We start from the raw sequence: 24,873 nt of genomic DNA, 5'->3' as shown, positions 1-24,873 counted from the left end.
CAATTCAAATTGTAGATTCATCCTTATACCTGCTAATCAACTTGAATCGACCCTAAGCGAAACACCTGTTGCATCCGGGTATCCCAATGTAAAAACGAACTTTAAGCGAAAGAATAAGAATGATAAAGAATCATTTATCACTGATAATTGGACGATAAGAAGGCAAAGCTGCCTATTCAGCAACCGAGAACGACTGATAAACAAATTGAAGTAAAAAGAAAGGTATCAATCAGAACTTTTGAGTTTCCACCAGACTTTCTGAACGCACCAAAAACCGAACGGTATGTGGATCCCATGGTGATTGATGACATTGATGAATTTACTAACATTGTGCACAAGGACTCAATTGATGCACTTTTCATTGATACCGATTACGGAGTTGTAGTCTTTTGCAAGGAAAAAGGTCAAAAAAACGTAGATTTTCAGGATGTCAAAGTGTTCGCTCGCCCGGCTGTAGAACACGGCAAGGTTCTTGTCTCATTTCGAAAAAATGAGAACGGCCGAGCAGAAGGTTTCGTAGCATGGCAAAAGTTCATTCTATTAGAAGAGCTCGATGTGAGAACCCGAGCAGAATACCATGCACAACAAGAGGAGCTATCTCGCGAAATTGTGAATTTATTTGGTGATATATTGATTGAAAAAGACGGCCAAAAAGAAAACCGTGATGATTTGGATGTGCAAACCGAAGTGCTATACCCCATAGTTAAGCCCTTTGTACATGGGCGTACCTTGGGAATTACTATCCCTAAAAAGGAGAGGGAATTTCTCAAAATCACCACTAAAACAAACCTATACGTTAAAGTCGACAAGAATGGTCGGTTGATTTTTGAAAAGGTGCCTCAACCCGATTTGAAGACCATAAAGAAGGAGCTTAAAAGGGGGTAGAGTTTTTATTATGGTATACATCTGGTATACATCATATGCGTTCGTGCCGGGAACCCAACTGCTCTAAGGAATTCAAGATTTGGTATTGTCGTGACTGCGGCCCATATGGCTGGGATGTGCACGATTATTGTGTCATACACCACAGGCTAAGGTTCCATAAGCAGAAGTACCCCAATTTTGATAGCGGGCTCGTATGGTGAGGACGGTTGCCGGTTTTCTTGGACGAAGGTACCGGACTCAAAACATTCGCTAATGATGAAGAGCTTGCAACCCTCCTCCTCGAATACTATAGGATGAAAAGGTCACGCAGACAGATTACGATCATAGAGATAAGACGACGCCATTCCTTCGATTTTGATTATTTGATGCCTCTGCTTAGAGCAAATCCCCCTAGGAGCATGGGTATTATTGCCAGAATGCTTTCTGTAACACCTGAAACAATTGCAAGGCATATCAAGATTCTAAGGGAAATAGGAGCTATTCCGAATGACATGTATAGACATTCAAACTTCGCCTCTTCAGCAACAGAGGCATAGTTCAATACGCATAGATCTACAACTGCGCGTCTAGACACATACGCCATCACTCTCCTAATAGATTAACTTCGAGTGTCTACACATGGAGGAAATAATTTGAGCTCTGAGGAGCTCTCTGAAACAATCTCGAGGCCCGAAGTGTATGTCACTCTGGGCGGCAAAGTTGCAAGGCACGAAGACAGCCTGATACACACTATACTTGACCAGGTGTGCGGAACTTCAGAGAAAGCGGTGTCTCTCGCAAAGCAAGATCTGCAGATTGCCGAGACGTTCCGCAAAGACCCGAACATCAAAAAGTTTGTCATAGTATCAAACCCGGTCATTACTTCTACCGCAAGTATTACGCAGCAGAAGGGCATCATACGCAAAGTCAACTACTCACTTCAAGTTTCGACCAATGCGCAACCGAATAGAGACATCCAAGTCGAGAAGTTCTGAGTGGTAGAGTATGGATAAGGGCTTGCTCTTCTACACTTCCTTATTCTTTGTAGGTTCTGCCTGGGCATTCGTTATTCCGTACACAGAAACAGGCGATTACGCATACCTCCCGACAGTGTTCAACGGCAAGGTGTTTACACTGAAGGACTTTTGGGCTTGGCAAGTGCTAACGGGAATCGGTTCTGTGATCGGCGCTGGTGGTGTCATAGTCGCGGTCCTCACTGAGTCTGAAGAAGAGGAGCCGGATGCAAAAGTGTCTGTCACTTACAAGGGCCACAGGGTTATCAGTTTCACAAGGAAAGAGCCAGGAGAAACCGAAGATCCGGGTCAGGAATAATAGGATAAAAGGCGATTTTCTGATGTTAGACACAGGTGAGCAAACGCATCGACTGACTTACAAGGAACTACTCGACAGGGACAAAGTGCTTAGGCCGCCGTTATTCCATTGGCCCAAATTTTTGCAGGATGGCGACCTTTACAGGGAGCGCAGGATCAGTCCGAAATTCAACGGAGAGGTCGTACTTCTCTATGTGATACTCCCAAAGTCCGCGCTCGCCAGAGAACAGCGCAAGGAAGCAAGCGAATCGCTATTCACCAGGTTCGACACCAGCATACTTCCTATCGACATGCTCTCGCTGGTCCGTGCGAAGACCAATTCCAATATAGCGATAGCCGGATCGTCTGGCGGTGGCAAGAGCGTGCTTGTCAAAAACGTGATCGTTTCGATTAGGGATGAGCAGCAAATCATCGCGTTTTCGTTCAAACCGAACGACGAAGCGCTCAAGGCAGGAATCGCGAGGGTGGATGCTCCGAGCACGTTTCCTAACATCTTTGCAGATGCAGACGCGTTCTCTCAAGCATACCTTACCACTTTCCTAGAAAGAGTCACTACCGGGATACAGCTGCAGGCAACTGCGTCGCTGCTCAGTGAAATCGTTACTGAGACCAATGCGTCGAACGATAGGTCGTGGAAAAAGTTCTTCGAAGTGCTGGAGGCAATGAAAAAGAAGGTGACAAAGAATCAGCAAGAGACGCTGGCGAACATCGAGCTTAACGCAAAGCAATTGGTGATAGAGACTGCGAAGAGGCCGATTGAGATTGGCGATAAGCAGAGTGTGGTGCTCGACTTTTCGGGCTTGCCGAATACGCAGGCAAAAACATACTATTCTGAGCTAGCACTGAGACAGCTCTGGGCTGACATCGAGGCAGGCAGACGCTCAGGAATTACTATAGTTCTGGACGAAGCGCACAGGGTCACGAAACAGGAGCACTCGATAATCCACATAATGAGCAAGGAGATCCGCCACAGGGGCAGGCTCATAGTTGTAACACAGGCATTGAGCGAGATACGGGAGGCCAGCCTTCAGAACTTTGCGAGCATCCTGTGCTTCAAGACAGGCAGCGCGGACCTGTCCATCGTGAGGGGCATCAATCCAATACTCCACCACGCGTTATCGCAGCTCTCCGCGTATGAGTTCATCGACATACAGTTTCCGAGATTCTCAGAGTATGTCCCGGTGTTCAAGTTTGTAGCACCTATAGTAGAAGTCGAAGTGCCCCCGTTGGAGCTTGAGCCCAAGCCAGATTTACATCAGGAAGTGAGGAAGCAACAAAAAGAAGAGGAAAAGGCAGCAAGCGTAGAGGTTGGCCAGAGCGCTAGTGGTGGTAAGGGTGATGGCGCGGCAGGGGGAGGGGATGAGCAGAAGCCAAAGGAAAAGGTTGTAATCGCTGAAGAGGAGCTGACAAGCCTATTCCCTGCATACCAGAAAGATGTCATCAACAAGTTAGCTGAGAAGCACAATGACGTCCCATACAACGATGTCAAGTTTGCCGTTTCGCAGACTCTGAAGAAATTGGTAAACTCCGGAATAGCTGGGACAATCAGAATTGAAGAGTTCGAGGAGCAAAGCGCGTTCAGTTTCTGCTATCTGCGCGGGAGCAATGTCAGTCAGTTGCACTCGTATCTCCAGGCAAAGACAAGGGATGCAATAGGCAGAGTTTACAAGATAGAGCATTATGCGACTTCCGGGGAGTTCAGCAACCCGGACCTAGAGACGAAGGGCTTTAACTTTGAGATTGAGACAGGGCTTTCGAACAACAATACGAAAAATCTGGAAAGAAGACTGACTGAAACGCTAAAGCAAGAGCCAGGAAAATCGGAAGTTGTAATAGTTCCAAACGAAGACCAGGAAGCAAAGTACACCAAGCATCTGCTTGCTTTTGTTAAAGAATATCCGAATAGGATAAGCATACTGACCCTGAGGGAGCTGAAAAACTCGCTCAAAGACATGCGGACATCCGCTAGACCACTCAAAGCGGATGAAAAGGAGTCCGAGAATGCTCTCAGAAAGAAGGAAGAAGGCAATAGTGACGCGTTTGTATGAATGAATCTGCTGCGTGAGCCATGCAAAGAGCAAGGTATGCGCGCAGTAATTCCACGCATGTCCCTCTGTAATATCCGTCGGTGATGGAGAAACTGGCTCTAGCAGACAGGCGACCGGACGCATGGAAGGAAATGGTCAGCCTAGTAGAGCTGAAGAAGACTGCGCTCAAAATGCTACCTGAACATAGCGTCTTGCGGAGCCTTATCCTGGCAGAACCTGACTATCTGCCAATACACGAGGCTCTATCAAGAATAACAGTATTCTCTAGGCTGCTTGACCAGGAATTTGGCTTTGGAAACAAGTAAGTAGAGCGTGCGTATTAGCAACTACTAGTTTTTGCATGAACTGACACCATTTTGGGCTTCACCTCAAATTTGCGACAAGTCCCTTCGGCCCCACTCTTATTTTCAAATACATTTCTGAAAAACATCCGTCAGAGAAGAATCCCAATTACGGCGACTGACTGCTGTTCTAAAGTGCTGGTTCATCATGTTCCTCTACAGCGACTTAATACTATGGTTAGGAGACTTGGTCATGACATCAGACAATAGGGGATTGGCATCGGCAGACGAAGAGACAAAGGAGCGCGTCGCAAGAAAGGGAGGCGAGGCCGTGTCGCAGGACAGAGAGCACATGGCTGAAATCGGTCGCAAAGGCGGAGAAGCTGTTTCGCAGGACCTGCAGCATATGGCAGAGATAGGCAGAAAGGGCGGTGAAGCCTCTCATGGCGGCGGATCGAATCGTGGCGGTTCAGGCCAAGGCGGCAGAGGGTCCGCCGGTATGTCAGAAGACAAGAGGAAGGAAAGCGCCAGCAAGGGCGGAAGGAGCTGAAAGGCACAGCCCTTTCCTTTTCTCGTCCTGACTGTTCTAATGCGCCGAGCTTGCGTGTATGCGCTGGGTCCTTTCCTTTTTGTAGCAGTCAAAGCAGAGGTCGTTGTAGGCCGTTTCAATAAGCATTTGGCATTTTCTGCAAAGCATATAATCCGAGACAAAGCTTGCCTGCCTGCTTAAATCGTAAACGGAACCGTTTTCAGATAGATTCTTCGGACAGTGAGGCCGAGTACTGGCTGCTACAAGCTGTGCGCTTTTGTAATGGATTCGTCTAGTATCTTGCCCGCCTTGATGCTAATCGCAGTGTGAAGCTCGCCGGGTTCGTTTCCGCGAGCAAGGTCTATGACGTACCTGCTCACTACCGAAGACAGCGCGGAGGACGCGTACTGTGGGACAATGGAGGGGATGTTTGGAACCCTGACAAAGATGTTTCCAAGCTGGTCGATTAGTGCGGGATTTAGAATGCTCGACATTGCCGAAGGTGAGTATTTCCCGTCCATGTCGTAATAGGGAAAGTTTCCTCCCTGGTCGATGGATACGTCGATAATTATCTTCTTGCGCACCTCTGATATCTCTTTGAGAAGTTTTTCGCTAATCATCCTGTCCGCCTTGTCCCTGTCGTATGTTGCCCCGATAATGACGGTTGAGCCCCTCAGGGTGTCAAAGTCTGCCGCCTGGTTGACTGAAAGACGGGGAAACCGCAGCTCCTCGAGGTATTTCCTCCGAGAATCCCTCTTCTCTATGATTGTGAGCTTGCAGCCAAGAGCGGCAGTTATTTTGGCCGCCGCCTCTCCCACAGTGCCGCCTCCGAATATCACGACGGATTTGTCCTGGAGTGAGAGCTTGACCTTTAGGTCGTCGTCGATGTTGCCGTCGAGGATGCGCTCAAACTCCTTGACGAACCTGTTCCTAGTCTCGTCGGCGCCGGTCTTTAACCTGATTGATTTTGCGTGTCTGAAGGAATAATTGTGCAGAAATCCGCCCCAAAGTCCCGCCATCGAGCCTGCAATCCTGCTCATGGGCATCAGGATGGGCGTCTGGCCATTGACGTCTACTATTTTTTCAAATGAGATGAAAGTCGCCTTGGAACGCACCGCGACGTCGGTCAGCTCCTTGCTCGACTCGAAATGGTTAAAACCAAATACCACGTGCGAGGGCTTGAGCATCTTTGCCTCGTCCCTTGCTGTCTGGATTTCCTTGACTTTGACGATCAGGTCTGCGCCTGAATACAGCTCACTAGCGGTTCTTACAACAGTCGCGCCAGCCGCCGAGTACTCGTCGTCGGAAAAGCCGCTCCTGGCCCCTGCGCCAGCCTCGACAATGACTCTGATGCCCGCATTGGTAAGAGAGCTTATCGACCTTGGAACGAGTGAGACCCTGTTCTCATAGTCCTTTATCTCCTTTGGGACTCCAACTATCAAACAGAATTGTGAGCCTGAAAACAACTATTATTGCTTTGCATGGTCTGCTATTCATGTCCGTTCCGTTTACTTTAATGATTCGAAAATTCTCGAGCGTGAACCAAAGGTGTCTGCAGCCTCTGGAAGGAATTTCTCGATCGCCTCTATGGCAGAGTCCACAAACACCTTCGCTGGGTCCTGTTTCAAAGCTGACCCCAAGAACTTCTGGGCCGGGCTTTGAAACTTTGAGACATACTGGGCAGAAATTTCCTCGATAATTATGTCGGCGTCCTTGCAAGGGACGCCGTTTTTTCTCAGGTAAGTCTCAAGCCTGCTTGCCAGACTGCCAAAGTGGAGCATATAGCCGTCCTCCGGAACATGGTCTGTGTCCATCTCTACATTCCACCGCCTCTGATACGTTGAACCTGCTCTTTAGTCTTGAGTCCCGTCTGCAAGTATGCTTGCCCATGACGGGAAACCCGTCACGCATGAGGAGCTCTTTTATGGCTTAATGCGCGTTCTAGGTCAGCCCGCCCGCGAAACGGCCCGCCGGGTTTCGGCTCCGTTCACCGGCTGTTGCTATTTAGGCCCGGGAGAAAGGCCAAGCACGGAGCTGGCTCATAATAGCTTCCGGGTCAGCGGGCGGGAGTCACACCAATCTTTAATTCAGTCGAGGTGCAATAGTAAAGACATGGTCGAAACAAGAAACGGTCAAGGTCCCGAGTCATGGATTATACTCCCATTTGCGGCTGGCAAACTCGCGCTTGAGCTGGGGCTGCAGCTCACTGTCTCCCTATCGAGAATTGCCCAAATTGGCGCCAAGTCGGCCGATGCTGCAATTGGCAAGTACATTGAACTCGGTGAGCAGGAGCTCGGGCGCTCTGGCAAGCGCGAAAGCGTAAAAGTCGATTAGGCCGGCAATCAGGATTTTTCTATCCTGCGCAACTGCCGGTTGTACGCGAGACCAAAGCGATGAGCCTCGTCCCTGATGTGCTGCAGCAGCCGCAATCCCTCGTTGCTCCTTGGAATCCGAAGTGGCTGGCTCTTGCCGTTCACAAATATCTCCTCGTTTTGCTTTGCAAGTGAGACACACTCTATAGAGTTCTCGGGGAACTCTCCAGCGTGAGCAGGCATCTCGTTGCTTCTAAAAGTGCTGTGGCTGATTACCGCGATTCCAAGGTTCTCAAGGGCGGTGATGGCGGCTGCAAGCTGGCCCTTCCCACCGTCGATTACGACTAGGTCCGGCAGCGCGTCAAAAGGCTCACGTGAATACCTCCTTGCGACAAGCTCTCCAACCATTGCAAAATCGTCCTGGCCGGACACGGTCTTTATCTTGAACTTTCTGTACCCCGACTTGCTTGGCTTGCCTGCGACAAACCTGGTGCACGCGCCTACCGCGATGTCCATTCCCAGGTTTGAGACGTCAAAGCAGTCTATTACTTCAGGCGCCTTGGAAAGATCCAGGACCTTTTTTAGCTCCGAGACGCTCGGGCTGTAGCCACGGTCCACGTAAATTGAGAGGTTCTTCATGATAAGGTCGAGAATGGCCTTTTTTTCTGGCCCCGTCCTACTGTCATTGGCTATTATTCGCACCTTGTGGTCCGAAAGCCGTTCAAGCGCTTCGCATAGTGCCTTTTCTGACTCAGGCGCCTCACTTGCATAGATTGAATGAGGGATGCTGGGTGACGACGAATAGTACTGCAGGATAAACGAATCAAGCGAATTGTCCGCCACGAGGTCGAACTCAAACTTCTTTCTGTCGCTAATGACTCCGCGGCTTCGTCTGAGGAGCATTACGTGGGCAGTGCCCCTGCGCCCGTCCCGCAGTATGCCGATAAATTCCTCATCAGCATTCTTTGTCGAGGTCTTTTCCATCTTTTGCCTTACCCTGAGGTTGTTCAGGCGAAACAACGTGTCGCGTATTTCCTTGGCCTGCTCGTACTGCCCAAGGTCTGATGCTTCACGCATCTCGCGCTCAAGTGTCTGTGCAAACTGCTCGATGTTCCGCTTGCCTTCAAGTATTTCTCGAAGCTCCCTGACGTTTCTGGCGTACGCCTCCATTACGCCCGGATCAATGCAGGGTGCGTCGCAGTTCTTTATGAAATATTGAAGGCAGGGTGTTTTTGGAAGGCGCACGCACACTCTGATCTTGAACAGCTTTCGGAGAAGGCCCACCGTGAGAAATTTCGAGCTCCCCCTGACAAAGGGGCCATATACTTTGCCCTTTGGGCCGGCAAACTGGCCGGCGCGGTTTCGGCGGGCCACCAGGAGACGGGGGAAGGACTCTTCTGTTATCTTCAAGTAAGTGTACCTTTGCTGGTCTTTGAGTTCAATGTTAAACGCCGGCCTGTAGCGTTTGATAAGGTTTGACTCTAGCAGGAGCGCCTCTGTTTCATTGTCAGTAACCATAAAGTCAATGTCTGCAATTTTGCTGACAAGCCTTGAGGTCTTCCAGCTGTCCCCAGAACTTCTGCTTGCCACGAAGTATGAGCCGACGCGCTTGAAGAGGTCCTTTGCCTTGCCGATGTAGATAATACATCCCTGCGCGTCCTTCATGATGTAGACCCCCGGCGAATGGGGAACCCGCTTTTCCTTTACAAGGTCAATTGCTGTCAATTCCGCTCTTGTGCATCTCTCGCTCTTTTGACTGCCTGACAAGCACGCGCTGGTCTGAGGCAAGTTTCGGCTTGAGGTATCGGCCTGTGTAACTTGCCGGCGAGGCACTAATCTGCTCCGGCGTGCCTTGGGCCACCACGGTGCCTCCATTCATGCCTCCCTCAGGCCCGAGGTCAATTATCCAGTCCGCATCGGCGATTACGTCAAGGTTGTGCTCGATTACAATAATCGTGTTGCCCATGTCGACGAGTCTTTTTAGAACGTGCAAAAGCTTGCTGACATCCGCGAAGTGAAGGCCGGTAGTCGGCTCGTCTAGGATGTAAACCGTCCTGCCTGTGTCCCGGCGCGACAATTCTGCGGCAAGTTTGATTCGCTGCGCCTCGCCTCCTGACATCGTCGTGGCCGGCTGTCCGAGCCTCAGGTATCCAAGGCCAACGTCGGCAAGGGTCTGCAGCTTTTTGACAATTGCCAAGTTGTTTTCAAAAAACGCCGCTGCTTCTTCGATGGTCATGTCAAGGACGTCGGAGACCGACTTGCCCTTGTATTTTATCTCAAGCGTCTCTGAGTTGTACCGCTTGCCCTTGCACTCGTCGCACGTCACATATACGTCGGGCAGAAACTGCATCTCTATTTTTTTGACGCCTCCCCCCTCGCACGACTCACACCTTCCATCCGACACGTTAAACGAGAACCTGCCCGGCTTGTATCCTCGCTCCCTTGCAGCCACGGTTCTTGCAAACAGCTCGCGGATGGGCGAGAAGGCATCGACATAAGTCGCGGCGTTAGAGCGGGGTGTCCGCCCTATGGGCGACTGGTCAATCCCGATTACCTTGTCAATGTTTTCAAGACCCGTGAGCTTTGAGTGCCTTCCTGCGGCCTGCTTGGAGTCAAAAAAGTGTGCCGACAGGGCCCTGAAAAGTATGTCGTTAACGAGGGTGGACTTGCCAGAGCCGGAGACCCCTGTCACAACGGTCATGCACCCGAGCGGGAAACTGACGTCGATTGACTTTAGGTTGTTTTCCGACGCGCCGTGGACGGTGAGCCAGGACGCCGGCTTTCTCCTTTCGCGCCTGCTTATTACCGTGGTGTTGCCGTTTAGATACGCTCCCGTCACCGAGGCCGGGTTTGACAGAATTTCCTGAATGGGCCCGCTCGCAACCACGCTGCCTCCGTGGACGCCGGCGCCCGGGCCTATATCGACTATCCAGTCCGAGTTTCGTATCACCTCCTCGTCGTGCTCAACTACGATTAGGGTATTGTCTAAATCACGCAGCTTCTTTAGCGTGTCAATCAGGCGGGCGTTGTCACGCTGGTGTAGCCCGATTGTGGGCTCGTCAAGGACGTAGAGGACGCCCGTCAGATTCGAGCCTATCTGCGTCGCAAGCCTGATCCTCTGCGACTCGCCACCGGAGAGCGTCGCGGTCATTCTGTTAAGAGAGATGTAGTCCAGGCCCACGTTTCGCAGAAAATCAAGCCTCGAAACAATTTCCTTTAGGATGGTCCGTGCGATGTAGCGCTCCGTGTCGGTGAGCTCGAGCTTTTGAAAGAAGACGTAGCACTCGTCAATCGACAGGTCGCAGACATCCATTATCGACTTGTCACCAAGGCGGACAGAAAGTGCCTCGTCGCGCAGCCGCCTGCCGCGGCAGCGCTCGCAGGGCCTCTCGCGCATGTACGCCAAGAGTTCTTCGCGTTTGGAATCTGACTCAGTCTGGCGGAATACTCGCTCAAGGTTCGGAATGACCCCCTCAAAGGCGCCATGGTATTCCCACCGGCTATCGGAGCTGCGGGACTCGTATCTGTATTGTATACGCTCGCTTGTTCCATAGAGTATGACATCAAGCTGCCTTTGAGTGAGTCTTGAAATAGGGGTGGCAAGGTCAAAGCCGAATTTCCTGCCGACGTCTCGCAGCATTGAAGATCTAAAGGTTGCAAAGTGACCGGACCATGGCCGCACTGCTCCGTCGAGGATGCTTTTTGACCTGTCTGGGATTACAAGGTCCGGGTCAAACTCTGTCTTTATGCCAAGCCCGTTGCACTCGGTGCAGGCTCCAAAAGGCGAGTTGAATGAAAACGTACGCGGCTCAAGGTCGCCAAGGCTTATGCCGCATATGGGGCATGCATTTCTCTGCGAGTACATCGAGTCTTTGCCGTCAATCGAAACAAGAGCCACGCCGTTTCCAACCTTGAGCGCGGTCTGCACCGACTCGAAAAGCCGGCTCTTTTCTTCCTGGGATGGCTTGAGCCTGTCAACAATGACCTCAATCGAGTGCTTCTTCTGCTTGTCAAGTTTTGGAAAGCGCGACCTGCCCTTTCGTTCCTGTCCTGAATCGCCTTCTTCCTGTTCAAGCCGAGTAATTTCCCCGTCAAGCCGTATCCTTGAAAAGCCCTGCTGGAGCAGCTCTTCAAAGATTTTCTCGTAGGTGCCCTTCTTCGCCGAGACTACCGGGGCAAGCATCATTGTCGTGTTTCCTGCAGAGGATTTCATAATCGATTCTGCTATCGACTCTGCTGACTGGCTGGCGATTCTTCTTCCGCATTTGGGGCAGTGAGGAATGCCGATGCGGGCAAAGAGCAGCCGGAGATAGTCGTAAATTTCCGTGACCGTCCCCACAGTGGAGCGCGGGTTCTTGCTTGTCGTCTTTTGCTGTATGGATATTGCCGGGGAGAGACCGTCGATGGAATCCACGTCGGGCTTGTCCATGAGTTCGAGAAACTGCCTCGCATAGGCAGACAGGGATTCTACGTACCTCCTCTGCCCTTCGGCGTATATGGTGTCAAAAGCAAGCGTCGACTTTCCTGACCCTGAAAGGCCGGTGATTACGACCAGCTTGTTCTTTGGTATCTCTAGGCTGATGTTCTTTAGATTGTGCTGCCTTGCACCCTTGATTATTATCTTGTCGTGCAATGATTCTCAGCTCGCTTCGATTGCGTTTTCTTCGCCAAGCACCTTGCGGATTTTGGTCAGTTTTTCCCTAAACAAGATTGCCTTTTCAAAGTCAAGGTCCTCGGCGTACCTTTTCATTGTAGCTTCCGTCTCAATAGCCAAGGTCAGCAGGTCGTTTCTTGCCATTGACTTTGTACTTACCTCGATTCCGTCGATTTCCGCGCTTCCCTCCGGAACTGGCTTGATTATAGTCCTCGGGGTTATGCCGTGGCGCACGTTGTATTCCACCTGCCGCTTTCGACGTCTTTCAGTCTCTTCCATTGCCTGCCTCATAGAGTCAGTCAAGTTGTTTGAATACATTATCACCTGGCCGTCAAGATTTCTTGCCGCCCTGCCAAACGTCTGGATGAGGCTGGTAGTGTTTCGCAGAAATCCTTCCTTGTCTGCGTCAAGTATCGCAACGAGCGAGACCTCTGGGATGTCAAGACCTTCGCGGAGCAGGTTGATGCCGACAAGCGCGTCGAATTCGCCAAGACGCAGCTGGCGGATAAGCTCAGTCCGCTCCAGACCCTCTATTTCTGAGTGCAGGTACCTCACGCGGATTTTGTTCTTGGCAAGAAACTCCGCCAGGTCCTCTGCCATCCGTTTGGTAAGCGTAGTAACAAGCGTCCTCTGACCCGCCTGCGCCCGGCGCGATATCTCGGCCATCAAGTCCTCTATCTGGCCTTTTGTCTGCCTCACCTCGACTCTGGGGTCGACAAGCCCCGTGGGCCTGACCAGCTGCTCGACTACCTGCTTACTCGAGCTGAGCTCGTACTGTCCCGGAGTTGCGGAAACAAAAATTGCGTTCTGCAGGTATCTCTCGAACTCCTCAAATCGCAGCGGACGGTTGTCAAACGCGCTTGGCAGCCTGAACCCGTAGTCTATGAGGAGCTTTTTGCGCGTATGGTCTCCGTTGTACATGCCGTGAAGCTGAGGCAGGGTGACATGAGACTCGTCAATTACAAGCAGAAAGTCGTTGCCGAAAAAGTCAAGGAGGCAAAATGGAGGCTGTCCGGGCGACCTGCCGTCAAAGTGCCGAGAGTAGTTTTCTATCCCGGAGCAATATCCAAGCTCCTGAATCATTTCAAGGTCGTACTTGGTTCTCGATGCGAGCCTCTGGCGCTCAAGTTCTGACGGGAGCTGCGGAAGCCAACTGGCAAGCTCCCTGTTTATCGATTGCACTGCGCGCTCTCTTGCGTCGTCTGACGTGATATAGTGCTTGGCAGGGAATATCTTGACCGTATCAACATCTCGAAGCTTTTTCATGGTTACGTGATCGTATATGCCAATTCGCGCAATTTCGTCGCCGAAAAGCTCCACCCTGATGACGTCGTCAGAATAGCCGGGGATTATGTCGATTGTATCGCCTTTAACCCTGAAATTTCCTGGCACAAGCGAAAGGTCGTTTCGCTCGTACCTCGACTCGACAAGACTGTGAATTAGAAGCCTGCGCTCTATCGTCGAGCCCTTGGAGAGGGTAAGAGCGTTCTGTTCCCACTCTACCGGGGAGCCTAGAGAATAGATGCATGACACCGTCGCTATTATAATGGTCGGCTCGCCTGACATCAGCATGGCAGTCGCCTCAAGGCGCATCTTCTCTATCTTTTCGTTGACATCGGTGTCCTTTTCGATGTAGGTATCGGTTTGAGGCAAGTAGCTCTCCGGCTGGTAATAGTCGTAAAAGCTGACAAAGTATCCCACGTTGTTGTGCGGAAAAAACTCTTTGAATTCCGCGTACAGCTGCGCGGCGAGTGTCTTGTTATGGGATATTACAAGCGTATTTTTGTTAACCTTTGCAATGACGTTTGCAACGGTGAAGGTCTTGCCGCTCCCCGTTACTCCGAGGAGCGTCTGCCTACCTTTTGACAAAGCACCTTTTGCAAGCCTCTCGATAGCCTCGGGCTGGTCACCACTTGGAGCAAAAGAGTTTTCTGCCAATGCAAAGGTGCGCTGAGAACGGATGGTCAAGGGAACAAAATCAAACTTACGCGCATATATTGCTAATGAACAAGGAAACTGGCCATAAATTTTATTCTGTGAGCCAGAACACGCAGGCAGAAGTACGCACAGCCGCAGGTCCAAGAAGAAAAGCAAGCTCTGAAGCGACGTTTAAAAAGGAACAGTCGGCCCTGCTCAATTACGACAGGTATCTAGTTGGAAAGGTCATGACGGCTTGAGCATTATTCCGGTCTGACATGCTTGGGCTGATAGAGGCCGATCTCGATTCCGCTTGGCAGCTGAATCTTTGTAACGGTTCCCCATCGTGCGTTTATTGGCTTGCTGCATTTGATACCCTTGCTTCGTAGATTTGCCATTTCTTTCTTAAGGTCATTACACATTAGGAAAATCCCATTTCGTGATTTGTCATCACCGCTGCTATCAACGGGATGGAATGCTGCTTCAGCAGGAGGCAGTCTGAAGATGAGAAATCCACTTCCGGCGTCAACGTGCTTAAAGGCCATTGTGTCTCGGAAAAAGGCTGCGTCTGCGTCTGGATTCTCGCTCTCGATGATTAAATGCACGCCACTTATGCTAGGCACAATAATTAGACCGCACCGGACAGCTCATAAACTTTGCAAGGTATCAAAGCAAGCCGGAAACGGCAAAAAATGATGAATCAGTGTAGGGGGGAAAAGCAGCCCAAAAATGCAAAGTAGGCATAGATGTTTGAGCGTGGTTTACTCTATAATGCGCCTGAGGTCGACCCATCGCTCGCCGCCCTTTTCAATGGTGATCCATTCAACCGACTGGCCCGCATTTAACGATAAATAGCCTGCAATCCTTTCAGGTGGTTTACACTCTATGATTACCGAGTCGGCCTTTGCCGCGCGGATCTTGCTTGTAGGGTTAGAATCCTTGGGTTTGGTCATCCGAAATCTGCCGTACAGAAAATTGCCAGCCGAAAGATGCTGTTGTGTCAGCGGATTACGGTTATTTTAGACTTCTAAACCGCCCTTTTGCTCTTGCGAATATGCTTTTTTCATAAGTATAGTTGTCACGTATATTGATAATGAACCGACCAAAACATAACCTTTGAAAAACTTTGGAGTTGCCATCCGACTTCATTCCGGCTGCGCAACTACCTTTCCATCTCCCCAGTTTCTGGTACTTGCTCGTCAGCGCGCAAATGAGACAGAAGTGCTTTTCTATCAGAAACGACCTAGTATGGTTAGACATGGCAATGAATACAGAAACGCTCTTGCTAATCGCCGCGTACTCGAGCGGCGTCACTGCCATAATCATTGTACTAGCTTTCAAATTTGCCAGTAGGCAAAAGATCATAAAACAGCCTTCGTAAATTGCGAAAACAAATATTCTGAATATATTTCTACATTTCACAACGCGAAAATGTGCAATGTTTTATGTGTGGTTGATGGATGTATTATTGGCACGTGCTAAGGCGGTCACTGATCCTTGCTTCGTATCGCCGGCATGAAACATTCAAAGCAGCCCGTGATATCTATTCTGCACGGGAGCCCAGACTAATATCCTGGCTCTTGATTCTGCTAAAGATTATGATTGCTCCGATTATTGCGACTAGCACCAGGAGCGCTATATTCGCAGTGGGAAATTCAGGAACGGCAGACGTTGCTCCGCCAACGATCACCCTGCCAACCATTGTTGGGTGGACCTGGCAGAAGTACTGGTATGTCCCAGCGCTCTGGAAGGTATGAAAGAAGGTTCCCGACGGCTTTAGTACGCTAGAACCTGTCAGGCCGGAATCAAATACCTTTCCCATGCTGGGATCCGAACTCCCGTTACCGGAAGTGACAGTGTGCATAACGCTGTCGTTATTTGTCCAGTGAACTGTTCCTCCTACAGGTACGTTTACAGGATTCGGAGAATACGAATGGTTTCCAAGGTTCTGCGCGTTAGGTAGGATTGATACGTTTACCGTAGTTGTCGAATTATTTGCGGCCAGCAGTCTGCCTGCGGTGGCATTTGCCAGCCGGGAAGAGTTGATGGAAGTATTGGCACTTGGTGACGTGGAATTGGACGTCGAAGAATTCTGCTGTGCCTGGGCGGCAAACGTCAATCCTGCGCCCGCGAGCATGACTATCGAGACAAACGCCAGTAAAGTTCTCATCCCTAACATTGGCAGAATCTGAAGTCATACATTCCATTTAAGGAGAGTTCCAAGTATTGCTACCACATGCTTCTAGAAAACCTATACGCGCCAGCAGAGTAGGTGGCATTCCACCCGCGCGTTCGGCGTCTTGCTTTAGCGACTCCGCTCGTTACAAGGCGTGTATTGCGTCTTTCTTGTCCTTATAAGTCAGGGTGGCAAAAGCGGCAGTGACCCCAGACAGTGGGGCAGAAAATGCAATTAAATAATCTGCCCAGTCTCGCTGACGGTGGCCGTTTGCAAAGAAAACATCCGACTCAGTACACTATGCGGGCGGGCGATCAATGCCATGTTCTGACCTCACTGTGTCAACCGCTGCTGCGCAAGGCGGTCTGCCCTCGATGACAAGACGCCTCCAATATAGGCAGACACTGTGACGGCTAACGCCATGGACCCAATTGTAAAATCGCGTGTTTTGATCGATGAGTGCAATTCGCAATCAAAATAAGAAAATGGTTAATCTAAGAATTCGGAAATATTTTTTAAAAGCGCGAGGGGTCGGGGTAGATGCAATCCTGGTGAAGTAACTTTTTTTCTGCCCGCCCCTTGCGCCCGACGACAGGTATCTTGTATTAGTCCTTACATGAAATAAGCACGAACGTGGTTTTTTACAATGAATCCTAACAGTCCGTACAATCACTGATTGGCCGAACAATTTCTAACTAATGTAATCCTGATCATTATGGCAATCTTGGTGCACATGAATCGTCGGGATATCTCGATATCTGGTGATTACATTTTTCACACCATAACGGCCGGCATGGCTCGGCGGCTGGCGTCAGAGTAACTGCACCTTAATTTCTGCCCCCAGATTTTTCCATCAGTTATAGCGGGTGCCATGTCTCTTAATCCGTAAATACCGAAGTATTTAGAGCAGAACATGATAAGGACAAAATTTCCATTTGAGTATGAACTAACGCTAGAATCACCGGAAAGAGGTGAGCAGTGGATGACACTTCGACTCAAGAACTCGGGCAGCGAGGAAATGCGTGAGCTAGATGTAAGGCTGCACTCGTTTGACACACTTAGCATCACTCTCTACGAGCAGAAAGGTTATCTCCCGAACCTTCCTCCGAACGAGCAGGGCTTTGCTTATTTTAAGGTAAATGTATTCGCAAGCGGCGATTTGTACGCTAGCGTCCGGTGCCGCAAGGGAGAGAAGAATGAGAGGTTCGAGTGGGAGACACCCTGGATATCTGCGCGGGTTGTGGACCAAGCGGCAGAAATTGAGAGCATCTTTGTATCAAACCCCTACGGAGCGGTAGGTAAGGAGCTCAAAATAGAGGCGACGGTCAGAGGCCAAAGCAAAATCGGAGAAGGACTAGATCTTCAATTCTGGGCGGACTCGCCATCCGGCAAGTATGAAGAGCTGGCAAACATAAAAACAAAGGAACTCTCTCCCGGCGAGGAAGTAGCCTACACCGCAAAAATAACGCCCAAGGAAGTGGGATACTACAATATCTACGCCACGCTGTCAGATACAAAAAATCTGAGAGTCGATAGGGCGTCAGACATGATCTGGGTCGAGCCGTCCTAAATGCAGCGACCTGCAAGTATGCGCTACTCGAAACACTTAGTCGTTATTTGCAGGTTATCATTTTCTTACAATGCGTTAATGAAAAAATCGTAACAGTCTGGTTCCGCGTTGAGATTTGAAAAAGGTTGATTGAGGGCTTTTTTTGCCTATATCGCAGATTCTCCCCGAGCATCGGAGGATATATCCACTGCGAGTGGGACGTCCATAACGAATATTTTGCCTCCCTGTGGGTCGTCGCGAAACTTTTCCTCGATCTTCTTGATTAGAGGCTCTACCTGTGTATCCCTGACAACGACCTCAACTTTGTGTCTCATTATGTATTCTGGCATTGCAGTGGGATGCGTGCTCTCAACAACTGGTTCTGCCTTGATTCTTCCCGCCCCCTCTATCGGGTAGTGGCTCATGCCCCTGACATTCATGTCCCTTAATACGGCGTGCACTTCGGTCAGGTGACCGTTCGGTGTAATTATTTCGACTTTCTTCATAGCCTCAATTAGGGAGCTACGATTTGATTTAAGGGTAAGATAGGAGTCTTCCGGTAATCTGGCTTGCATTTGGTGAAGCCTGTCTTTGTTGCAACTTTTGACGTCAGACTGCCTGTCTAATCCCTATTGTTTGCTCATCATTGCAAAGATTGCAAGAATGGCCAACCCTATTATGATTAAGAGGAAGGGATTAAAGAAAAAAGACGCGATGGCAACTATGCCTAGGAAACCAAGTATCACAATAATTGCAACTATGGCAAACAAGGTGAGCAGACCTTTGAGTATCCAGCCGAGTGTTTGGCGCCTGTTGTGGGTCGTTTGCCCCATGATACCGTTTCTCATGATTGCCTAATAACAGAGTGGTGTACGATGCGCAGCACTGCAATCTGTGCCTGCAGCGCGGGCTTCAGTATCTATCGTGGAACTAGCATTGTGCCGGAGCATGATGACTATGACATGCCGGCTTTTTCGATCAGAAAACAATAATGCATTTTCTCCCCCTGATTTTTCCGTCAAAAGAGGAGGGTTTGTTGAGTCTTAATCCGTAAATATCGAAATACTTAGTGGTGGTTATGATAAGAAACAAGGATCCGTTCGAATACGAGATAACACCGGAAATCTTGGATAGAGGCGAACAATGGGTGACGCTGCGGCTCAAAAACACTGGAATGGACATGCTGCAGAAGCTTGACGTAAAACTTCATTCGCTTGACTCGTTTCACCTATCCGTGGATACCCCGAGCGCTTACATTCCAGCACTTGCTCCAAATGAAGAGCGGTTCCTGAACTTTCAGGTAAATGCAACGTCAAGGAGCCATCTGTATATCACAGTAAAGGGAAACAAAGAGGGCAGGGCGCCGCCGTTTATCTGGGATTCCCCGTGGGTCCAAGAGGAAGTCACAGGCGAGCCGGCTAAACTTGAGAGCATCTTTGTATCAAACCCCTACGGAGCGGTAGGTAAGGAGCTTGAGGTAGAGGCGACCGTTCAGGGAGTGACCAGCAATAGTGGCGCGCTGGACCTGAGGTTTTGGGCCGACACGCCCTCCGGCAAGTATGAGGAGCTTGCGACAATAAAGACAAAGAAATTGTCTCCCGGCGAGGAAGTATCGTATACTGCACATATTACACCAAAGGAGGAAGGATTCTACAATGTCTATGCGACATTGTATGATTCGAGCAACAGGAGGATCGACAGGGACTCTGACATTATTTGGGTTGAGGCCTCCTAGTAGCAGACTAGAGGGGCAAATTCTCCCACTTTTTGTGGGTTGAAATTTCAATGTCTGGGGAGCAGGCCTAGATTCGCAAATGTATCTGGCACAGGAAAGGCTGGAAAAAAGTACGTAATCCAAAAACGAGTTTGTTAACCCTCCAGATGCTTGCCATGCAGTTTTACCGTCGATGGTTCTTCACGGCTGCCGTGTTGCCCGCAGCAGATGTCCAAAGAGAACAAGCCGAAGCGTAAGGCACCCAGGGTACAAATACAGACCCTATCAGATCTTGTGTTTGGCCTGGCAATAACTATTGGAGGGGCATATTTGCTCGACATATCGGTGCCTTCGACCAATTCACAGCTGCTGACAGCCATCGGCACTTTTGCTCTGAGTTTCTTTATACTAATCAGCATCTGGATAAGATATACGACTTTAATGTCTGCTTTGCCTGTTCAGACGGCCATACTGTTTGATCTGAACGTGTTCCTGTTATTTCTCGTCGCACTAGAGCCGTACCTTTTCAATATTTTGGCCGCCCAAGTAAACTCTCCTTCGTCACTGGGACCTGTGGCGAGCTCATATTATGCCCTCGATGTCGGAGGAATGGGACTTGTTCTGGCCTACTTTACACACGTCTTGGTCAATGAAGAAAAAGGACTCGTCCAGAGCAGCATGATTCGGCCGATAAAGAGCGGAAGAAACATGATACTGGTTATCGGGTTGATCTTTGTACTGACCGCGCTGCCGCTGTTTTGGACGATTACTCTCGGCAAAATTCCGCTTCGATTCATAGTATGGATAGCAATGACGCCGCTGATTCGGCTAACCGACATAAGATTGCGAAATAGCGATACTTCTGGCGAGGCGAAAGCATAAGCCAAACCCGCCGAAACCGGTTCCCGTGCCATTCATTGGTTGGGCTATTTCTTATTTCAAAGACGCGCCGGTCTCGGAAATAGCAAAAGTTGAGGCCCCCATCTCATTGCGCAGCTATATCTCTGAAACAAAGAATACTAGTCTGTCAAGAACTGACAAACCGTTCCGAGTCACGCACATCCTCGGTAGGGAGTTTACGAACTTGGACGTTCCTTTCACTTCTGGCCCAGGTATTTTGAGACTTCGTTTTGCAGTGAGATTTGTTTCGACACGTTAAAAGGCATAGGGAAGCTGATGCCTAATACCTGCGCTTGGGCGGTGCCGTTTGCCGAGACGTTCATGAGGCCCTGACTCTTGATTACCGATTCGCTTGTCGACTTTATACTGCTCCCCTGAAGGTTCTGCGCTATATCAATGGTCTTGTTTTCTCCGGGGCTAATCCACAAGTTTGCCGAACCTTTTCCCTCTCCAATTTTGATGCCGTTTATAAAAAGGTCATAAGAGAAATCAGGGATATAGACCGGCAATACACCACGGTTGGAAATCGCAAAGCTAAGGTTCACCGTGATGCTTTGAATGAGCGATTCTAAGGAGCCTGTCACATTGCCGGACAGCGCATTGAGACCCTGATTGAGAAGACTGCCAACAGAGCCGGCGGAAAATTCAATATTTGAAAGAGAAATGCCCGTAATGGCAAATTCTACTTTTTGGTATGAATAATACGTCAGCGAAATGACGATGATTATTGCAACTGCGGCTGCAGCTGCCGACACCGCGATTAGAAATGTAATCCTTCGCAATTGGAGTGATTCTCTGAAGCGGCAAAGTTATTTACGCATTTGGCAGCTTGAGGAAGGAAAAGTTACTCTGAGCATGGGGTATAACCATTCTGCATATGAATGGTCTGCTCTTAACGAGGCTTAGACTTGATGACCATCACACGGCAGAGGAGCCCAGGTTCCCGACCTTTTCGCGCTCATCTCTTAGAGTCTTCAGTAAATCTATGAGTTGGTCGAGATCGTTGGCGTCGAGCTTTTTCAGCACCGCGACCAATCCAACTGCTGCATTCTGACTGGCCACATTCTCAAAAACATTGTTGTCCCCCGGTGGAGCAAGATGGGCTGTTGAGTTGCCTTGAGTGTCCAGACCTGTATCTTTTTCCGGCTTTGACAAATCCTGGGACGGGGAGGCCTGCGCGTTTTTTTTGGAAGGGTCTGCACTTGATTGGTCAGCGGCCTTTTCTGAAGGCACCCTTTTTGAGACGATGGTTGATGCCGCTGCCGCGACGAAGGTCCATAACACGCCTATGCCAGTAATCATTACAATTACCGCGATAATCTTTCCGGGCACAGTCACTGGAACGACGTCGCCATAATCTACGGTGGTCATGGTGCTAGCCGCCCACCAGAGCGCAAGGCCCGGACTGGTTATTGTGGCGCCAGGCGCGTGTCTCTCCACAAAATAAGCGCTGATAGAGCTGAAGATCAAAGTGATAATCACAATTGCGCTCATGTAAATGAACTCGTTACGCCTAAAGTACTTGAGAATGTCATAGAGCCTAACGAGCCTGAAAAACGTGATGAAGTACAGAAATCTCAGATCCATCGAGGGCACAAGGCTGTTCACAAGTGCAAGGAGCACCAAGGGCAGCATCGCGGGTAGCTCTCGCCAGTGCCGGGCAAGAAACCTGGAACGATCTGCGGATGCTGCGAGCCTTTTGATAAAGTCCGCCGCCAGGACGCCAACGACAAATAGATCGAATCCAAAAATTACTAGCTTGTTTTCCGCGGACAGCGGAAACAGGAACAAGATTACTGCACACAGAATCGACGCTATAGTGAGCAGACTAATTGCTATCTGAATTAGCTCCGCCGAGCGCTTCTGCGTTATTTTGAACTTCTGCATCCTAGAGTGTCAAGCCTCTTCAAACGTGAGTGACTCTCCAGTTAGTCTGACAGGTCGAGTTAATGGCTTGAGGCTACGTGAGTGCTCAACTCGTCTTTTGATGCAAAACCGGTTTCGCATAGCGGACACGTGAAAGCTTGTCCTGACGGAGGTTCGGATGGAAACTCTCTTTCATTTTTTGTAGTTTCTTCAGCAGCAAGGGCTTTTCCCGAAGACTTGGTTTCTATCGCCTTGGAGTGAAGAGTTCTCCTGTGTTTTGGCTCAATCACCGGAACCAGAGGCAGATCGTCATCTAAATATGGTCTTGATTGCTCGTAAGATGTGCCTTGAACGTAATACTCCGATGGACTTGGTTCCGACCCTCTTTCAAAATTTTGCTTCACCTGTTCTTCCGGTATCCTTAGCCACACCACATGCTCATCCCAACCCTCGACATGCTGCATCGGGATATAGTAGTAGTGAACGTGGACGTAACCGCGTCTTACAACAATAAAATTTCGGTTTATGGCTTCAATCGTGCCTATGTCTATGTCATCGCTTGTATGAACAGACTCGTTAGTAACATCCATTTCCACCGTTTCGCGGGCTGCTGATGAGGCGCTTGTTTCGTCGCCGCTGTGCACGCGCTAGTCATGAAAAATGATTATTTAAGACGCAGGTAGGTATCTGGGAGTGAATTAACCTGTCTGCACTTTACCGAATAATCTGGTTTGCATATTGTCCATGCGATTGACCTTGTCGGAATCGGTCACTTTTGTTCTTCATTCCTTGCCCCATGAATAGTGCTTGCATAAAACTGAGATTGGGACGGCCGCAGCCTCGAATTTGAGAGGTCTTTCTTTACTGTGGGCCCAGGTGGCCTGCGGTCTTTTTCTTGATTCTTCAGGCAGCTGCTGCTCCGGATGGCTCGGAGATGGTTCTCCCAAAGTACGCCTTGACGTCCGACCTAGACAGGTAGTACAGGATTACCGCGCTTAGAATCAGCGTAAAGATGGAGGGCCAGTAACCTGTAATTATGTTCATGAAGGGTATTATTATTCCGACAATACATAGTGCCACCGATGCGCTCCATGCCCATGAACTGCCGACAAACAGGCCGTATGCTGCCAGGAACTGCCCGACTCCTAATGCAAGAAGCACCGAGCCCCATATAGCCGCGGACGTCGAGAGGGCGCTACTGAATCCTTGGATGCTAGTGTCCAAAGGAACCGCGTGCTTGAGGTAAGCCGAGAAGAATAATGCATCTATCCCGCTGAAGAAGCAGAAAATTCCGCTTATGACCATTACAATAGCTAGCAGGTCGATTCCGGTAGGCTTTTCTCTGAGCATTCAAACGACGTTCGACCGCATTCGTATTTATCAGCTGGCAAGCATAATTACGTAGGCGAAACCCCGGGACTCTCTTGAGAAACCTAGGTAGGGAATGTTCGTACCCCTTCCAGATGCGGAGCGCGCATTCGCATCGCGCAGGAAGTTGCTGAAGTACTCTTTCAAGCTCAGGCCCCCCGCTTTGCACCATCTGGATGTGAAAAAAAGCAACCGCTAATCAACGTCCCCATAAACGTGAACATAATGTTATCCCCGATTCTCTGGTAGTCCAGCTGTCGCACCCTTAATTATCATCTGAATGGTAGTCCTGTAAAGCGATGCCAAGAATCGCAAAAAGGGAATGCTATGGGGACAACTGACCACGACAGAAGCATACTGGACTTGGGGCTGGGAGAGCTTTTTGGACCAAGTTTGACCGACACTAGCTGCGTATACATCGGCAAAACTGAGCAGGTTGCGGCAGCTGTTCAGATATGCGCCCAGTACTTGGAATCTGTTGCAGACTCGGTTCTTGTCATGAGTGGTGATAATCCCGTGGGCTTGGTTGGCGGGTTTGAATTGCTCTACAATCTGAAAGAGAATCCCAGACGTGAATGGCAGTACATGACTACCGTCGAGGAGATTATGTATGACAAAGTACCAAGACCCAGCGCTCGAACGCGTCTTAGGACTATACTAGACGAATGGAAGGCCACCCGCAGGGCCTTTGCTTGCGTTCAAAACCAAAGCGGTTACTCGCCACTGTCCGCCAGAAAGATTCTCGAACTGGGAATGCGGCTTGATGACAACATCTTCCTCTCTTCTATTCCAAAGACGACGCACGCAGCAGTGTTCAGCCACAAAAGCAATCTGGGAGACATCCTTGACCTCATGTTCAAGTACAATACAAGAAAGCTATTGCTTGAAGGATCAAGTCATTTTATAAGCGACCGTCTGATCCTAAATCGCCTGCTGAGGGCATTGAATTTTCAGGAGAACGTCGAGTTCTTTACCGATCTCTCTGTCAAAGAGCTGCCGCTCGGCTATGCCCGGGTCATTGAAGATGACATTGAGCTTAACCGACTCTGCGTACTTATGGACAAGATGGATCATCCCTATGTCGTCTTTAGGAACGAAGACACGGTGATAAGTCCATGGGATATTTGCCTTGCGTTCGAATCAAATGACCTGAGGGAATCGCAGCTGGTCGAGCGCGAAAACTGGGGCAAGAAGGTTTGCCCGAATTGCGGTGCCGTTGTGGCCTAATCCTGCTTGGTCTCTATCGGCCGGCATGGGCGCGTGTCATGCCCCTTCCAGGGTTAATGCTCTGGCAGCCCGCTCCAGTCGCTCTGGGGCTCGGCAGACAGGGACGGGATGGAGAACCATGGAGCGACTTCCAAATC

The 24,873-nt window shown here is 49.8% G+C and carries 27 protein-coding genes; 13 read left to right on the top strand and 14 right to left on the bottom strand.

Annotation, left to right across the window (positions count from 1 at the left end):
• Window positions 1–147 precede the first annotated feature (147 nt).
• The 7 genes from ABI361_06940 (at window position 148) to ABI361_06910 (ending at window position 5,074) form a co-directional block, all read left to right on the top strand.
• Window positions 148–885 carry a hypothetical protein gene (locus tag ABI361_06940; GenBank protein ID MEO9320392.1) on the top strand — a complete coding sequence of 246 codons (738 nt, stop codon included), beginning with the start codon at window positions 148–150 and terminating at the stop codon, window positions 883–885.
• Between the two features lie 218 nt (window positions 886–1,103).
• Window positions 1,104–1,421, top strand: a complete 318-nt coding sequence (locus ABI361_06935) for an HTH domain-containing protein (protein ID MEO9320391.1) — start codon at window positions 1,104–1,106, stop codon at window positions 1,419–1,421.
• Between the two features lie 96 nt (window positions 1,422–1,517).
• Complete coding sequence (locus tag ABI361_06930; protein MEO9320390.1) at window positions 1,518–1,859, top strand: hypothetical protein; 342 nt, start codon at window positions 1,518–1,520, stop codon at window positions 1,857–1,859.
• Window positions 1,860–1,869: 10 nt separating this feature from the next.
• Complete coding sequence (locus ABI361_06925; protein MEO9320389.1) at window positions 1,870–2,196, top strand: hypothetical protein; 327 nt, start codon at window positions 1,870–1,872, stop codon at window positions 2,194–2,196.
• Window positions 2,197–2,218: 22 nt separating this feature from the next.
• Window positions 2,219–4,243 carry a hypothetical protein gene (locus ABI361_06920; protein ID MEO9320388.1) on the top strand — a complete coding sequence of 675 codons (2,025 nt, stop codon included), beginning with the start codon at window positions 2,219–2,221 and terminating at the stop codon, window positions 4,241–4,243.
• An 80-nt stretch (window positions 4,244–4,323) separates the two neighbouring features.
• Window positions 4,324–4,548 (top strand): hypothetical protein, encoded by a 225-nt coding sequence (locus ABI361_06915; GenBank protein MEO9320387.1) that lies wholly within the window; start codon window positions 4,324–4,326, stop codon window positions 4,546–4,548.
• Window positions 4,549–4,777: 229 nt separating this feature from the next.
• The gene (locus ABI361_06910; GenBank protein MEO9320386.1) at window positions 4,778–5,074 is read left to right on the top strand and encodes a general stress protein; all 297 of its coding nucleotides are present in this window, start codon (window positions 4,778–4,780) and stop codon (window positions 5,072–5,074) included.
• Between the two features lie 239 nt (window positions 5,075–5,313).
• On the opposite strand, the gene ABI361_06905 is transcribed toward ABI361_06910, so the two are convergent.
• Both ABI361_06905 and ABI361_06900 read right to left on the bottom strand, forming a co-directional pair.
• On the bottom strand, window positions 5,314–6,495 hold the full coding sequence (locus ABI361_06905; GenBank protein MEO9320385.1) for an NAD(P)-dependent oxidoreductase: 1,182 nt from the start codon (window positions 6,493–6,495) through the stop codon (window positions 5,314–5,316).
• A 66-nt stretch (window positions 6,496–6,561) separates the two neighbouring features.
• Window positions 6,562–6,867: a hypothetical protein gene (locus tag ABI361_06900; protein ID MEO9320384.1), complete on the bottom strand. Its 306-nt coding sequence runs from the start codon at window positions 6,865–6,867 to the stop codon at window positions 6,562–6,564.
• Window positions 6,868–7,165: 298 nt separating this feature from the next.
• Between ABI361_06900 and ABI361_06895 the strand changes: the two genes are divergently transcribed.
• Entirely contained in the window at window positions 7,166–7,387 is a 222-nt protein-coding gene (locus tag ABI361_06895; GenBank protein MEO9320383.1) for a hypothetical protein, read from the top strand.
• An 8-nt stretch (window positions 7,388–7,395) separates the two neighbouring features.
• Here the strand turns inward: ABI361_06895 and uvrC are convergent, their stop codons facing one another.
• From uvrC to uvrB, 3 genes are read right to left on the bottom strand one after another with little or no spacing between them, the layout of a single operon-like run.
• Complete coding sequence (gene uvrC, locus ABI361_06890) at window positions 7,396–9,090, bottom strand: excinuclease ABC subunit UvrC (protein ID MEO9320382.1); 1,695 nt, start codon at window positions 9,088–9,090, stop codon at window positions 7,396–7,398.
• Window positions 9,077–11,998, bottom strand: coding sequence for an excinuclease ABC subunit UvrA (gene uvrA / locus ABI361_06885; GenBank protein ID MEO9320381.1), 2,922 nt, complete (start codon window positions 11,996–11,998; stop codon window positions 9,077–9,079). The genes uvrC and uvrA overlap by 14 nt, the downstream gene beginning before the upstream one ends.
• Window positions 11,999–12,004: 6 nt before the next feature.
• Window positions 12,005–13,957, bottom strand: a complete 1,953-nt coding sequence (gene uvrB / locus ABI361_06880; protein MEO9320380.1) for an excinuclease ABC subunit UvrB — start codon at window positions 13,955–13,957, stop codon at window positions 12,005–12,007.
• A 65-nt stretch (window positions 13,958–14,022) separates the two neighbouring features.
• On the opposite strand from uvrB, the gene ABI361_06875 reads away from it, so the two are divergent.
• Window positions 14,023–14,196, top strand: a complete 174-nt coding sequence (locus ABI361_06875) for a hypothetical protein (protein MEO9320379.1) — start codon at window positions 14,023–14,025, stop codon at window positions 14,194–14,196.
• Between the two features lie 3 nt (window positions 14,197–14,199).
• On the opposite strand, the gene ABI361_06870 is transcribed toward ABI361_06875, so the two are convergent.
• From ABI361_06870 to ABI361_06860, 3 genes are all read right to left on the bottom strand, one after another.
• Entirely contained in the window at window positions 14,200–14,559 is a 360-nt protein-coding gene (locus ABI361_06870; protein MEO9320378.1) for an extradiol dioxygenase, read from the bottom strand.
• A 138-nt stretch (window positions 14,560–14,697) separates the two neighbouring features.
• Window positions 14,698–14,889: a hypothetical protein gene (locus ABI361_06865; GenBank protein ID MEO9320377.1), complete on the bottom strand. Its 192-nt coding sequence runs from the start codon at window positions 14,887–14,889 to the stop codon at window positions 14,698–14,700.
• Window positions 14,890–15,479: 590 nt separating this feature from the next.
• Window positions 15,480–16,115 (bottom strand): plastocyanin/azurin family copper-binding protein, encoded by a 636-nt coding sequence (locus ABI361_06860; protein MEO9320376.1) that lies wholly within the window; start codon window positions 16,113–16,115, stop codon window positions 15,480–15,482.
• A gap of 979 nt (window positions 16,116–17,094) precedes the next feature.
• On the opposite strand from ABI361_06860, the gene ABI361_06855 reads away from it, so the two are divergent.
• Complete coding sequence (locus ABI361_06855) at window positions 17,095–17,682, top strand: hypothetical protein (protein MEO9320375.1); 588 nt, start codon at window positions 17,095–17,097, stop codon at window positions 17,680–17,682.
• A 146-nt stretch (window positions 17,683–17,828) separates the two neighbouring features.
• Here ABI361_06855 and ABI361_06850 read toward each other — a convergent pair whose 3' ends face one another.
• Both ABI361_06850 and ABI361_06845 read right to left on the bottom strand, forming a co-directional pair.
• Window positions 17,829–18,167, bottom strand: coding sequence for a P-II family nitrogen regulator (locus ABI361_06850; GenBank protein ID MEO9320374.1), 339 nt, complete (start codon window positions 18,165–18,167; stop codon window positions 17,829–17,831).
• A 123-nt stretch (window positions 18,168–18,290) separates the two neighbouring features.
• Complete coding sequence (locus ABI361_06845) at window positions 18,291–18,494, bottom strand: hypothetical protein (protein MEO9320373.1); 204 nt, start codon at window positions 18,492–18,494, stop codon at window positions 18,291–18,293.
• A 245-nt stretch (window positions 18,495–18,739) separates the two neighbouring features.
• On the opposite strand from ABI361_06845, the gene ABI361_06840 reads away from it, so the two are divergent.
• Together ABI361_06840 and ABI361_06835 are read left to right on the top strand one after the other, a co-directional pair.
• Window positions 18,740–19,396: a hypothetical protein gene (locus ABI361_06840; protein MEO9320372.1), complete on the top strand. Its 657-nt coding sequence runs from the start codon at window positions 18,740–18,742 to the stop codon at window positions 19,394–19,396.
• Window positions 19,397–19,603: 207 nt separating this feature from the next.
• Window positions 19,604–20,257 (top strand): TMEM175 family protein, encoded by a 654-nt coding sequence (locus ABI361_06835; GenBank protein MEO9320371.1) that lies wholly within the window; start codon window positions 19,604–19,606, stop codon window positions 20,255–20,257.
• Between the two features lie 215 nt (window positions 20,258–20,472).
• Here the strand turns inward: ABI361_06835 and ABI361_06830 are convergent, their stop codons facing one another.
• The 4 genes from ABI361_06830 to ABI361_06815 all read right to left on the bottom strand — a co-directional run bounded on the left by ABI361_06830 (window position 20,473) and on the right by ABI361_06815 (window position 23,491).
• Window positions 20,473–21,057 carry a hypothetical protein gene (locus ABI361_06830; GenBank protein MEO9320370.1) on the bottom strand — a complete coding sequence of 195 codons (585 nt, stop codon included), beginning with the start codon at window positions 21,055–21,057 and terminating at the stop codon, window positions 20,473–20,475.
• 136 nt (window positions 21,058–21,193) lie between these two features.
• Entirely contained in the window at window positions 21,194–22,162 is a 969-nt protein-coding gene (locus ABI361_06825) for a potassium channel family protein (protein MEO9320369.1), read from the bottom strand.
• Window positions 22,163–22,221: 59 nt separating this feature from the next.
• A complete protein-coding gene (locus ABI361_06820) occupies window positions 22,222–22,785 on the bottom strand; it encodes a C2H2-type zinc finger protein (GenBank protein MEO9320368.1) in 564 nt (187 codons plus the stop codon).
• 259 nt (window positions 22,786–23,044) lie between these two features.
• On the bottom strand, window positions 23,045–23,491 hold the full coding sequence (locus tag ABI361_06815; protein MEO9320367.1) for a hypothetical protein: 447 nt from the start codon (window positions 23,489–23,491) through the stop codon (window positions 23,045–23,047).
• A gap of 345 nt (window positions 23,492–23,836) precedes the next feature.
• Here ABI361_06815 and ABI361_06810 point away from each other — a divergent pair, with 345 nt between their 5' ends.
• Window positions 23,837–24,736 carry a hypothetical protein gene (locus tag ABI361_06810; protein MEO9320366.1) on the top strand — a complete coding sequence of 300 codons (900 nt, stop codon included), beginning with the start codon at window positions 23,837–23,839 and terminating at the stop codon, window positions 24,734–24,736.
• Window positions 24,737–24,873 lie beyond the last annotated feature (137 nt).

It is taken from the genome of Nitrososphaera sp., assembly GCA_039938515.1.
Taxonomy (GTDB): domain Archaea; phylum Thermoproteota; class Nitrososphaeria; order Nitrososphaerales; family Nitrososphaeraceae; genus Nitrososphaera.
Note: the sequence above shows the minus strand (reverse complement) of the source record. Positions and strands in the feature narration are given on the sequence as shown.